The 12128-nt window shown below is 68.4% G+C and carries 12 protein-coding genes; 6 read left to right on the forward strand and 6 right to left on the reverse strand.

Annotated elements, in window-relative coordinates:
* Nucleotides 1–39 precede the first annotated feature (39 nt).
* Complete coding sequence (locus tag ACIG5A_RS40420) at nucleotides 40–717, forward strand: hypothetical protein (RefSeq protein WP_397250213.1); 678 nt, start codon at nucleotides 40–42, stop codon at nucleotides 715–717.
* Between the two features lie 103 nt (nucleotides 718–820).
* Here ACIG5A_RS40420 and ACIG5A_RS40425 read toward each other — a convergent pair whose 3' ends face one another.
* Nucleotides 821–2080, reverse strand: coding sequence for an MFS transporter (locus ACIG5A_RS40425; RefSeq protein WP_397250215.1), 1260 nt, complete (start codon nucleotides 2078–2080; stop codon nucleotides 821–823).
* A 74-nt stretch (nucleotides 2081–2154) separates the two neighbouring features.
* On the opposite strand from ACIG5A_RS40425, the gene ACIG5A_RS40430 reads away from it, so the two are divergent.
* Nucleotides 2155–3066 carry a TetR/AcrR family transcriptional regulator gene (locus ACIG5A_RS40430; RefSeq protein WP_397250217.1) on the forward strand — a complete coding sequence of 304 codons (912 nt, stop codon included), beginning with the start codon at nucleotides 2155–2157 and terminating at the stop codon, nucleotides 3064–3066.
* Between the two features lie 69 nt (nucleotides 3067–3135).
* Here ACIG5A_RS40430 and ACIG5A_RS40435 read toward each other — a convergent pair whose 3' ends face one another.
* A complete protein-coding gene (locus ACIG5A_RS40435; RefSeq protein ID WP_397250219.1) occupies nucleotides 3136–4965 on the reverse strand; it encodes an acyl-CoA dehydrogenase in 1830 nt (609 codons plus the stop codon).
* Between the two features lie 304 nt (nucleotides 4966–5269).
* Nucleotides 5270–6145 (reverse strand): NERD domain-containing protein, encoded by an 876-nt coding sequence (locus tag ACIG5A_RS40440; protein ID WP_397250221.1) that lies wholly within the window; start codon nucleotides 6143–6145, stop codon nucleotides 5270–5272.
* 268 nt (nucleotides 6146–6413) lie between these two features.
* On the opposite strand from ACIG5A_RS40440, the gene ACIG5A_RS40445 reads away from it, so the two are divergent.
* Nucleotides 6414–6947 carry a carboxymuconolactone decarboxylase family protein gene (locus ACIG5A_RS40445; RefSeq protein ID WP_397250354.1) on the forward strand — a complete coding sequence of 178 codons (534 nt, stop codon included), beginning with the start codon at nucleotides 6414–6416 and terminating at the stop codon, nucleotides 6945–6947.
* Nucleotides 6948–6954: 7 nt separating this feature from the next.
* Here the strand turns inward: ACIG5A_RS40445 and ACIG5A_RS40450 are convergent, their stop codons facing one another.
* Together ACIG5A_RS40450 and ACIG5A_RS40455 are read right to left on the reverse strand one after the other, a co-directional pair.
* Nucleotides 6955–7725 carry a TetR/AcrR family transcriptional regulator gene (locus tag ACIG5A_RS40450; RefSeq protein WP_397250223.1) on the reverse strand — a complete coding sequence of 257 codons (771 nt, stop codon included), beginning with the start codon at nucleotides 7723–7725 and terminating at the stop codon, nucleotides 6955–6957.
* Between the two features lie 217 nt (nucleotides 7726–7942).
* Nucleotides 7943–8794 (reverse strand): SDR family oxidoreductase, encoded by an 852-nt coding sequence (locus ACIG5A_RS40455; RefSeq protein ID WP_397250225.1) that lies wholly within the window; start codon nucleotides 8792–8794, stop codon nucleotides 7943–7945.
* A gap of 105 nt (nucleotides 8795–8899) precedes the next feature.
* On the opposite strand from ACIG5A_RS40455, the gene ACIG5A_RS40460 reads away from it, so the two are divergent.
* From ACIG5A_RS40460 to ACIG5A_RS40470, 3 genes are all read left to right on the forward strand, one after another.
* Nucleotides 8900–9292, forward strand: coding sequence for a winged helix-turn-helix transcriptional regulator (locus tag ACIG5A_RS40460; RefSeq protein ID WP_397250356.1), 393 nt, complete (start codon nucleotides 8900–8902; stop codon nucleotides 9290–9292).
* A 166-nt stretch (nucleotides 9293–9458) separates the two neighbouring features.
* Entirely contained in the window at nucleotides 9459–10628 is a 1170-nt protein-coding gene (locus ACIG5A_RS40465) for a heparan-alpha-glucosaminide N-acetyltransferase domain-containing protein (protein ID WP_397250227.1), read from the forward strand.
* Nucleotides 10629–10690: 62 nt separating this feature from the next.
* The gene (locus ACIG5A_RS40470; RefSeq protein WP_397250229.1) at nucleotides 10691–11107 is read left to right on the forward strand and encodes a PPOX class F420-dependent oxidoreductase; all 417 of its coding nucleotides are present in this window, start codon (nucleotides 10691–10693) and stop codon (nucleotides 11105–11107) included.
* Nucleotides 11108–11163: 56 nt separating this feature from the next.
* Here ACIG5A_RS40470 and ACIG5A_RS40475 read toward each other — a convergent pair whose 3' ends face one another.
* Entirely contained in the window at nucleotides 11164–12120 is a 957-nt protein-coding gene (locus ACIG5A_RS40475; RefSeq protein WP_397250231.1) for an ATP-grasp domain-containing protein, read from the reverse strand.
* Nucleotides 12121–12128 lie beyond the last annotated feature (8 nt).

The following is a 12128-nucleotide window of genomic DNA, read 5'->3' on the forward strand; positions in this document are numbered from 1 at the left end:
TGGACGCGACCGCGCGTCCATTCACCTGTGGGGAAATAGATGAGAGTCAAGAAGTTCGCCGTTGCCGCGCTGTTCACGGCGGCGGTGACGGGGGTCGTCGGCGGAGTCGCGCATGCCGAGCCGACGCCGGCCACGCCCGACCAGATCACCACCTTCCAGCCGAAGGCCGCGGACGGCTCGTTCCAGCCGAAGACCGCGAGCGGCACGGAACAGGGCGTGGGATACACCATTTCGCAGTCCACGGACGGGAATTCGCTCGTCGCCACGCTGACCGGGGGCACCTTCAAGGTCGCCGACGGCACGCTCACCGTGACCGACCAGGTCGGCAAGGTCATCGCGAGCACGCCCGTCGATCTGAAGCTGGACGACGGCACGGTGAACCTGCAGCCGTCGATCGATAGGGATGGGACCCGCCTGACCGCCGCCCCGATCGGCCACTGGGTCACCTCGTCGCCCAGGGAACGCAATATCGGCGCGGGCGTCGGCATCGGCGTGTTCCTCGGCGCACTGCCCGCGGGCATCATCGGCGTCGCGATCGCGATCGGCTCCATGGGACTGCTCATCCCGCTCGCGATCCTCGCGCTGCCGCTCGGCGCGATCATCGGTGGCGCGATCGGCGGTGCGATCGGCGCGTCGATCCCGGCCTCGGATAAACCGGACATGCGCACCTGGACCCGCGACTGCTTCAACAACGGCTACTACACCTACTGCTGGTAGGGGCTTGTCCGACAACAAAGGGCGGCACCGGGATTCGGTGCCGCCCTTTGTTGTTCGTCCTCGGCCGACCCGGCATACAGCGACCGGCGAGGGATTCGGCCCGTTAGGCGGCCGAGGCTGACGAAGCCGTCGAGGCGAACCGAGCGACGCGCTGCAGACGCGCGCCGAGCAGGGTCAGGCCGAGTGCGATGACGAGGAGCACCGCCAGCGTCCAGGCCAGCACCGAGAAGCCGTGCGGTGCGGCGGCCGCCGCGATCAGCGGGCCGACGGTGGCGCCGACGTAGAAGCTGAACATGGCCACCGAGGTGGCGGCGGCGCGCGCCTCACCACCGAGTTCACCGGCGCTCTGCAGGACGGCGGGCGCGATGGTGCCGAGCCCGCCGACCAGCACGGCCAGCAGCACGGTGAGCACCGCGAGATGGGTGCCCTCGAACGTGGCGACCACCATGGCGCCCGCGGCGATCAGCACACCGAGCACGATCTGGCCCGGCTTCGACAGCCGCGACAGCGGCACCGCGAGCAGCGGCAGGGCGACCATCACGGGCAGCGCACCGGCCCGCAGCGCGAGCAGTTCGCCGGATCCCTTGACCAGACCGGTGATTTCGATGCCGGTGTAGACGCCGACCATGACCGCCATGCTGAGCGCGCCCGCCGCCAGCATCGGCAGCAGCTCCTTGATGCGCAGCACCGCGGGGATCGCGGCGTAGCTGTGCCGCAACGGCTTATCCCGCCCGGTGGGGGCGTCGTCGAGCATCACCGCGCGTAGCGCGAAGGCCAGTGCCGCGAAAACGACTGCCGAGCCGAGGAATACGGTGCGCCAGGGGAAGGACCCGACCACCGCCTGCGAGACGATCTGCGCGATCACCGTCGCGGCCAGGAACGACGTGGCCACCGACATGGTGACCACCGGCCGGTGTGCGGGAGTGATCCGGGTGGCGACATAGGCCATGATCGCGGGCGGAATCGAGCCGACCACCAGCCCCTGCAGAATGCGCAGGCCGACGGCCAGCGGCGCGCTCACCGCCAGACCGGTCAACAGGGTGACCACCGCGGCGACGAGCATGCCGGTGACCAGCACCTTGCGGTGACCGTAGCGATCCGACAGCGGACCGAACAGGACGAAACCGCCCGCGTAGCCGAACGCGAAGGCGCTGATGATCCAGGTCATCACGCCCGCACCGACATTCCAGTCGGCCCGCATGGCCGTGAACAGTGGAATCGGGATGTACATCTGGCCGGTGGCCAGCAGGGCGGACAGCACGAAGACGGGCAGGGTGCGGCCGGTGTGCGCGCGGGGTGATGCGCTGCGGGCCGGCGCCGCAGCGGGGGTACCGGCCGGGAGGAGAAGTGTCTGCGTTGCCATGCGGAAGACGCTACGACTCCAACCAGTTGGTTGTCAACCAAACAGTTGGTTTAAGAAATGGTAAAGTCGTCGCCATGACGGCCATGATCAAGCGCAGCGACGCGACCAAGCAGGCCCTCTTGCGTGCCGCGCGCGACGAATTCGCCGAATACGGCCTGGCCGGAGCCAGGGTCGACCGCATCGCGGAGGCGGCGGGTGTGAACAAGGAACGCATCTACGGCCTGTTCGGCAGCAAGGACAAGCTGTTCGACGTCATCCTGATCGACACGCTGCGCGAGTTCATGGAGGTGGTCCAGCCGCTCGCCGAGACCGAGCCGGGCGAATACGTCGGCAAACTGTTCGACTACCACAACGCGCACCCGCACCTGCTGCGCCTGATGCTGTGGGAGGCGCTGCACCGCGGCGCCGACGCGCACGATATCGATGGCTGGCGCGCCGAGCACTACGAGACCAAATTCGCCCGCGCCAGTGAGCAATTCGGCGTGGAGAAGCAGTCCGCCGGACATCTGCTGCTCGCACTGTGCGGCCTGTCCAACTGGAACCTCGCGGTACCGCAGACCGTCCGCCTACTGCTCGGCCCCGCCGCCGACGACAAGGCCGCCACCCGCGAATACATGGTGAACTTCGCCAGGGCGGCGATGCGCGAGGTCGGCCACACCGCGGCCCGCGGCACCCAACCGGTCAACACGACGACCGCCGGGCACGACGTCCGGCCGGTCAACATGACGACCGCAGCGGGAGAACGCTCAGCGGTCAACACGACGACCACACCGCACGACCCCCAATCGGTCAACGATGTGACCACCGAGGTCGACCGCGCGGCCGAACGCCTCCGCAATGCCCAGGCCGCCGCCGACGCCGCCCGCGACGAACTCGCCGCCGCCCTGCGCGCCGCGAACGCCGAGGGCGCGAGCGCCAACCAGCTGGCCCGCCAGGTCAGCGGCACGCTGTCGCGCCCCGTGGTCCTGAAGCTGCTCGCCGACTGACGACGCGCGAACTACACCGCCGCGCACCAATTCTCGCGAAAACCGGTGCGCGGCGGCGCAATCAGCGCATCAGAAGGAGGCCTCGTCGAGGTCCATGATGTCGTTGTCCAGCGCGGCGATGATGCCCTTGGTGGCGGTCAGTTCCGGCAGCACGTTCTTGGCGAAGAAGCTTGCGACGGCGACCTTTCCGGCATAGAACGGCCGGTCCTTGTCCGAGGCGTCACCGGCCAGCGCGGCCGCGGCGATCTCGGCCTGGACGAGCAGCCGCCAGCCGATGATCAGGTCGCCCACCGACATCAGGAAGCGCACCGAACCGAGGCCGACCTTGTACAGCTCCGCGGGCGCCTGCTGGGCCGCCATCAGGTAGCCGGTCAGCGTGGCGGCCATCGCCTGCACGTCGGCCAGCGCGGTGCGCAGCAGCGCCCGTTCGGCCTCGAAGCGACCGGTCGCGGCGTCGAGGAACGCGGTGATCTGCCCGGTGACGTGCCCGATGGCCGCGCCCTTGTCGCGAATGATCTTGCGGAAGAAGAAGTCCTGCGCCTGGATCGCGGTGGTGCCCTCGTACAGCGAGTCGATCTTCGCGTCGCGGATGTACTGCTCGATCGGGTAATCCTGCAGATAGCCCGAACCACCAAGCGTCTGCAGCGATTCCGTGAGGTACTGATAGGCCCGCTCGGAACCGACGCCCTTGACGATCGGCAGCAGCAGATCGTCGACGCGATGCGCCATATCCGCATCCGCGCCCGAAACCAGCTGCGCCACATCGGCATTCTGATGTGCGGCGGTGTAGAGGTACACCGCGCGCATGCCTTCGGCGTACGCCTTCTGCATGGCGAGCGCACGGCGGACGTCCGGGTGGTGGGTGATCGTCACCCGCGGCGCGGCCTTGTCCGACATCTGGGTCAGGTCCGCGCCCTGCACCCGCTGCTTGGCGTAGTCGAGCGCGTTCAGGTAGCCGGTGGACAGCGTGCCCGCCGACTTGATGCCGACCACCATCCTGGCGTTCTCGATCACCTGGAACATCTGCGCTATGCCGTTGTGCACCTCGCCGACCAGCCAGCCCTTGGCGGGCACCGCGGTGGCGCCGAAGGTCAGCTCGCAGGTCGGCGAGGACTTCAGGCCCATCTTGTGCTCGACACCGGTGACGTACACGCCGTTGCGGTCGCCGAGTTCGAGAGTCTCGTGGTCGAACAGGAATTTGGGTACGTAGAAAAGGGACAGGCCCTTGGTGCCGGGCCCCGCGCCCTCGGGGCGGGCGAGCACCAGGTGGAAGACGTTCTCGGCGGTGTCGCCGACATCGCCGCCGGAAATGAACCGCTTGACGCCCTCGATATGCCAGGAGCCGTCCTCCTGCCGCACCGCCCTGGTGCGCCCGGCGCCGACATCCGAACCGGCGTCCGGCTCGGTGAGCACCATGGTGCCCTGCCAGCCGCGCTCGAAACCCACGGTGGCCCAATGCTTCTGCTGGTCGGTGCCGACGTTGTAGAGCACCGACGCCATCACCGGGCCCATATTGAAGAAGCTGGCCGATGGGTTGGCGCAGGTGATCATCTCGTTGACCGCCCACACCACCGCGGCGGGCGCCGAGGTGCCGCCCATGCCCTCGGGCAGGCCGAGCCTGCTCCAGTCGGCCGCACGGACGGCGTCGACCGTCTTGCGCAGCGCGTCCGGCACGGAGATGGAGAACGTAATCGGGTCGTAGACCACCGGGTCACGGTCGGCCGCGGCGAACGATTCCGCCACCGGCCCCTCGGATAGGCGCTTCACCTCGGCCAGGATCTCGCGCACGGTGTCGGAGTCGAGATCACCGTAGGCACCCGTATCGAGGAGTTTGTCCAGTCCTAGCACTTCGAACAGGTTGAACTCGATATCTCGCACGTTCGCCTTGTAGTGCCCCACCGTGTCCTCCTCGGACTCAGCTCCGCGACCCGGCAAGCCGCGGGATCCATGTTCTGACGTTGTACAAACGAAGCCTGCCGCACCATCCCCGCGCTACGCAACCGTAGCCGGACCGGGTCGTCACAAAGATTCACCGATCGGTAACCGGCACGCCGCACACCGCCAGAACACCGGCAACGGGCTCGTCATCGAAAGTCGTTACAGCGCAACCCGCTATCACCCTATCCCGGACGCGGCGCAGTAGAGAAAGGCGCGCTACGGCGATGTTCGCCAGCCTGTTGCCGACTATCGATCGCGGCCGATCTCAGCAGTTGGGCTGGAACGGATAGCACTCGATCGGGTGGTAGGGCGACGGTGACGGAGTCGGGCTCGGCGCCTGGGTGGTGGTCGGCGTGGGGTGCGCGGTGTCGTTGGCCAGCGCGGCGATCACGACGCCGAGGACGGTGAGCATGCCGACGATCGCGACGACAACAACGGCCCACGCGGCGACCGTCTGGCGCCGCGACGGCGGGCGCGGGGTGGGGACCTCGCGCGGTTTCACCGGCCGCGCAATGGTTGTCGTCGGTTCCGGCGCGGTGGTCTCGAAGCCGTCCGCGAGCAGTTCCTCGCGGCGCGGGGCACCGTCGGTGAGCCCGAGCGCCTTGCACGCGCCGAGCACACGATCCGCGGTCCAGTTGCGCGGGCCCGCCGAGAAGCTCTCCAGGTAGATGCGCAGCTCGGTGGAATCGGAGACATTGGCGACGACCACATCGAGGCCGGGGTGCAGGTTGGTGCGCGACGGACGGACCACGACGCCGCGGAACGGGATCAGCGCGATGACACCGCAGACGTGCCCGGGGTCGAGCAGCGCGCGTTCGAGCATGCCGCGCACCTCGTAGACGCTCTGTTCCAGCCAGTCCGACGGCCTGCCCTGTGGCGGATCGTCCAGATCGGCGGGCGTATCGCTGATCGTCCACGGTCCGTCGGCGGGCACGGTGAGTATGCCGCTCTGGCGGCGCCGGAAACCGAGCACCTGCACCACGGTGATGCCGCGCGGTGTGAAGATCACCGCGAGAATCCGCCTGGTGCCTCGGCTGTCGCCGGCCTGCATGTCGACGAGGGCGACGCCGGTGGTCGGATATTTGCGCAGGCAGTCGACGAATTCTTGTTCGGCACCGGAGAGATTCGCTCCGGTCTTCACCCGTACGAGCATCGTGTTAGTCCCCTGCCCACCTGTTCCGACTGTAGTGATAATGACTGGCTATCCCCGTCCAAACCACCGGAAACCGAAGATGGGTAAGGGCAATTCGCACAGCACGGACCGGTCGGTCGCGAGAGTCGCCGGTGTCTGAGGAGGTGCCGGAGTACGCTCGCCATTCGGGCGGCACGGCAGCCGCACAAACGACGATCACGCGGCGCGCACGCGCGCTGGACAGGCGAAAGAGGCGGCATCACCCATGGTTTCAGCGCTGCGGCCACGCGTCTCCCCGGGCCGGTTCCGGGAGCTCGGTCCGATCAACTGGGTTGTCTGGCAAGTACTCTCGCGCGCGGCGGGCACCGACGACGCGCACCTTTTCAGCACGCTCGGCCGCACCAAGGGCCTGTTCCGCGGCTGGCTGCACTACTCGGGCAAGCTCATGCCGGGCGGGCGGCTGCCGAGGCACGAGTCCGAGCTGGTCATCCTGCGCGTCGCGCACCTGCGTGACTGCGCGTACGAGACCGATCACCACATCCGCCTCGGCAAGCGGGCCGGGGTGACCTCGGAAATCCTGGAGCGGTTGCGCACCGGACCGTCGGCGCCCGGCTGGTCGGACAAGCACCGCGCGCTGCTCGGCGCCGTGGACCAGCTCGTCCGAACCCGCGATATCGACGACGACGCCTGGGCCGCGCTGGCCGCGCACTACGACGAGCGCACGCTGATCGAGATCGTGCTGCTCGTCAACCAATACGAGGGTCTGGCGGCGACAATCACCACCCTGCGCATCGAGCAGGACGGATTCTGACCGGCGCTCAGCGCTTTTCGATGAGCGCGGCCAAACCGTCGAGTGTCCGCGCGAGGCCGAATTCGTAGGCGTGCTCCGCGCTGTAGGCGGAATCGTGGGTCTTGCCCGCGACGGCACCGACCCGGACCCCCAGCGGATACCGCTCGGCGTCGAACACCTGCTCGAGCAGCGGTGCGGCGCGCGCCCACCACTGCTCGTCGGAGAGTGCGCTGTCCGCGGCGGCCCGCGCGGTATCGATGGCGATGCGCGCGACCGAGGTGACGAAGCCGAGCAGATAGGTCAGCGCCGCGTCCATCTCGAGATCGGCGAGCCCGATGCCGTCGAAGGCCCGGAGTTCGTAGTCGTACTTCGCGGCCGTGCCTGGACCGAGCGGCGGGCGGGTGGTCGGCAGATAGGCCACCCACGGGTGGCGGGCCAGCAGATCGCGATTCGCCGCGGCGATCGCCGAAACCCGCTGCCGCCAAGGAAGATCGGCGAGATCAGGGCGCGGCATCTCGCGGTAGACGGTGTCGAGCATCAGATCGATCAGCTCGGCCTTGCCGGGCACATAGGTATAGGTGGCCATCGGCGTCAGACCGAGCGCGGTCGCGACCGCGCGCATGGTGAGCGCACCGATCCCCTCCGTGTCGGCGAGTTCGATGGCCGCCGCGACGACGGCGTCGACACTGCTGCGCTGTTTCGGACCGCGCGAACCCGCGGTGCCGCCGATCCGCCACAGCAACTCCAGCGTGCGCGCGGGATCACCGGCACTGCTGCGATCACCTCTTTTGTCGGCCACGACACCCCTCCTCGATCACGATGCGGTCGGCACGGTGCGGGTCATCGTGCGGCCGTTCGAGAATTTCCATACAAAGTACAGCGCACTGAGGAGGGGTGCTTCGCGGCCGGGGCATGCGGTTGCTTCGCGACCTTGCTCCGCAAAGCGGACACTTTCGTCGCCGTTCGACGGAAATCCCGCCTGGTCGGCGCGAAAGTGTCTGCGCGGCAGGGGTGGTTCAGCTGAGCGCGGCGCGGAAGACCTCGACCGCGGGCGTGGCCGGACGGCCGAGCAGCTTCTCCAGGTCGCCGCTGGTGACGTCGAGAACACCCTGTGCGATACCGGAATCGGCGTTGGCCAGCGCGCCCGCGTACGCGGCGGGCTTACCGGCCGCCTCGAGCGCGGCGGCGTAGTCCGCTTCCGGCAGGTCCTGATACCGCACCGGCTTACCCGCCGCCTCCGAAATCACCTGCGCCAGTTCGGTGTAGGTGATCCGCTCGGAACCGCCGAGCTCGTAGACCGCGCCCGCGTGGCCGTCGGTGGTCAGCACCTTGGCGGCCGCGTCGGCGTAGTCGGCGCGCGCCGCGCCCGCCACCCGGCCCTCGCCCGCCGCGCCGTACAGCACACCGGATTCCACCGCGTGCGGCAGCGCGCCGACGAAGTTCTCCCAGTACCAGCTGTTGCGCAGGATGGCGTGCGGCACAGTCGATTCCGCGAGTACTGCCTCGGTACCCCTGTGCTCCTGCGCCAACGTCATCGGGTTGGTCTCGGCGTTCGGGATGCTGGTGTAGACGAACAACCGCACACCGGCGCGCTCGGCGGCGCGAATGACGTTGGTGTGCTGCGCTACTCGCGCGCCGAACTCGTTGCCGGAGACGAGCAGCACGCGATCGACACCGGCCAGCGCGCGATCCAGCGCGGCCGCGTCGTCGTAGTCGGCCTGGCGGACGTCGACGCCTTGCTCGGCCAGGTCGGCGACCTTCTGCGGATCGCGTACGACGGCGACGACGGGCGCCGCGCCCTCACGCAACAGTGCCTCGACGATCAGGCGACCCAACTGACCACTGGCTCCGGTGACTGCGACGGTCATGACTACCTCCAAGGAATGTGACGGTTCTGCAAGCACTAACTAATAGTAAGTACTATGCATTCCCACAATGCTGTCGTCAAGTTAGGTACCATCGAATCCATGACCATGCAGCGCACCCCGTCGGCGGAGACCGACGATCCCGCGCTGGAAGCCGACGTTTTCGCCAAAAACTGCACCTCACGCCCGGTTTTGCAGAACGTGGCCAGCCGCTGGGGAATCCTCGCCCTCGTCGCACTGCGCGAGGGGCCGTACCGTTTCAGCGCCCTACGCCGCCGCGTCGACGGTGTGAGCGAACGCATGCTCTCGCAGACGCTGCAGGCGCTCGAGCGCGACGGCATGGTGCACCGCGAGGTGCACGAGACCATCCCGCCGCGCGTCGAGTACACCCTCACCGCGCTCGGCGCGGAGGTGGCCGATCGCCTGGAGTCGCTGATCGTCGTGGTCGAGACCAATATGGATCGAGTGCGCGAGGCCCAGGCCGCCTACCACCGCGACTGACGTCCTGGCGCGCTCACGATCCCTTAATGGTGCGCGCGGCACAGTGGGCGCCATGGGTGTTGGGGTAGCCGGCTCGGACGGCGCACAGGGTTGGTTCGACTGGCGGCGGTATACCGGCCGGAAAACTCGTTTGCCCATGTCCGGGCGCTCGGCCAAGATCGATCCAATGGCCGTGCGAACGAGCGACCCGAGCCGGATCAGCGCGCTGGACACCGCGCGCGGCCTCGCCGTGATCGGCATGATCGCGGCGCACACCCTCGGTTACGGCGATCTCACCTGGTCCGATCCCGGGCACTGGCACACCATCGCCTCCGGGCGATCCTCGATCCTGTTCGCCGTGCTCGGCGGCGCTTCGCTGGCCCTGATGACCGGGCGGATGACCCCGCCGACCGGAGCCGACCTGGTGGCCGCGCGGCTGCGCGTGATCGTGCGCGCCTGCCTGCTGTTCCTGATCGGCGGGATACTCACGGCCACCGGCACCGAGGTCGCGGTGATCCTGGAGTTCTATGCGGTGATGTTCGTGCTCGCCGTCCCGTTCCTGACCTGGCCGCCACGCAAACTGCTGACCGCGGCCGCCGTCTGGGCGGTGGCCGCGCCGGTGCTGCTGTGGTGGCTGTACTCCGTGCTGCCCGAAAGCGCCCGCATGGCAGGCGGAATCGTCAACCTCGGGATCACCGGCACCTATCCGGCCGCGCTCTGGGTGGTCTTCATCCTGATCGGCCTCGCCATCGGCCGCAGCGATCTGACCGCCCCGCTGACCCGGAAGCGACTGCTGGGCTGGGGCATCGCCGCCGCGGTCATCGGCTACGGCGGTGCGTGGCTGGCCACCTGGCTGTTCGTTCCCCAGGACAATGCCTTCACCGATTTCGCCTACACCGACGCGGATACCGGCGGGACCGTCGATGCCGACAAGGTCGACCTCCCCGACCCAGGATTCACCTCGCTGCTCAACGCGGAACCGCACTCCGGCACCACTTTCGAGATACTCGGCTCGGCGGGCGTCGCCGCGGCGATACTCGGCCTGCTGCTGATCTGCCAGCCGGTGCTCGGCCGTTTCCTGGCCCCGATCACCGCGATCGGCTATATGCCGCTGACCGTGTACACCGGACATGTTGTCTCGCTGGCGATCTGGGAATCCAACGCGGACAGCCCCGCGCTGTTCCTCAGCTCCGTCGCGATCGCCGCGGCCGGATCACTGCTGTGGATCCACTACTTCGGCCGCGGTCCGCTCGAGCGGGCGATGACCTGGGTGACCAAGGCGGCGGTCCGCACCGGCGAATCCAAGCGCGAATCAACGACACTCAGCTCGCCGGGGGAACAACCTCGGCCCGAGTAGCGACACGCCTGCGACACGGCGCATCGGGAACGCCGACGCGCCGTGCCCGGTTGAATACGCACATGGAACTCGCCGACGCACTCGACTTCGCCAGCAACACCAAGCGATCCGTGCTCACCACGATCCGGCGCAACGGCCGCCCGCAACTGTCCAACGTGCTGCACGTGGTCGGCGACGACGGCCTGATCCGTGTCTCGATCACCGCGGACCGCGCCAAATATCACAACCTGCTGCGCGATCCGTGGGCTGCCGTCCACGTCACCCGCGCCGACTTCTTCGCCTACGCCGTCATCGAGGGCACGGTCGAGCTCAGCCCCGTCGCCGCCGACCCCGACGATCCCACCGTCGACGAACTGATCGCCTATTACCGGGCGGGCTCCGGTGAGCACCCCGACTGGGACGACTACCGCAAGGCGATGGTCGCCGAACGACGCGCCCTCGTGCGGCTCACCCCCACCCACGCCTACGGCATGCTCTGATCTGATTGCCCAGGCGCCCAATGCCATTCACAGACAACGGCGTACCGGCGCCGGTCTCAGGTCGCGAGCCGGAGGATCTCCTGACACAGCGCGGGGAAGTCCCATCCCGCGGCTCCGGCGGCCAGGGGCAGCAGGCTCGCGCCGGTCAGCCCCGGTAGGGAGTTGACCTCGAGTACACGGGGCGCGCCGGTGGCGTCGAGCATCAGGTCGACCCTCCCGTAGGAGGTGTCGCCGTAGCCGAGGGCGTACATCGATTGTGTCGCGAGATCCATCAATCGGTCGTTCAACGCGGGATCGACAGGGGCGGGGCAGATTTCACGGGAGCCACCGGGCTGGTACTTCGCGGCATAGCCGAACCAGCCGTCGCCGGGTTCGATCAGGACGGGCGGCAGCACCCGGGCGCCGACGACGCCGACGGTGAACTCCGCGCCGGGCAGGAACTCCTCGATCAGCACGGGGCCGTCGATGCGTGCGATCGCCGCCTCGATCTCGCCGGCGTCGGCGCATTTGAACACGTTGATGCTCGAGCCGTCGAGCGCGGGCTTGACGATGCAGGCGGTCCGGTCGGGCGGGGTGGCGAACGACCGAGGGACGGGCACCGACGCCGCGGCCAGCGCGGCGATCGTGTCGGCCTTGTCCCAGGAGCGGGCCATCACCTCGGAGCGGACGCCGGTGCTCGTGCTGCCGCGCTGTTCCAGAAGTGCTTTCAGCTCACCGGATTCGCCGATGCCGCCGTGCAGCGCCAGGAAGACGACATCGCCATCGATATCGGCCCAGAAGGCAGCGCTGCCGAGATTCGACCGGAAATCGGCTTCCAATTGCTTCGCCTCCGCCGCGGGCGGCGCGTCGACGCCGATCTGCGCGGCGAACGTCGCGGCGCGCGGCCAGACCGCGGGATCGATCTCGTCGACCGAATGACCGAGTGCGCGTAGGGCGTTGGCGACGGCCGCGGCGGATGCGGCCGATACGGCGCGTTCATTGCTCTCGCCGCCGCCGAGCACGGTGATCTTCATCCGCTGGC

It is taken from the genome of Nocardia sp. NPDC052566, from assembly GCF_044547285.1.
GTDB lineage: Bacteria > Actinomycetota > Actinomycetes > Mycobacteriales > Mycobacteriaceae > Nocardia.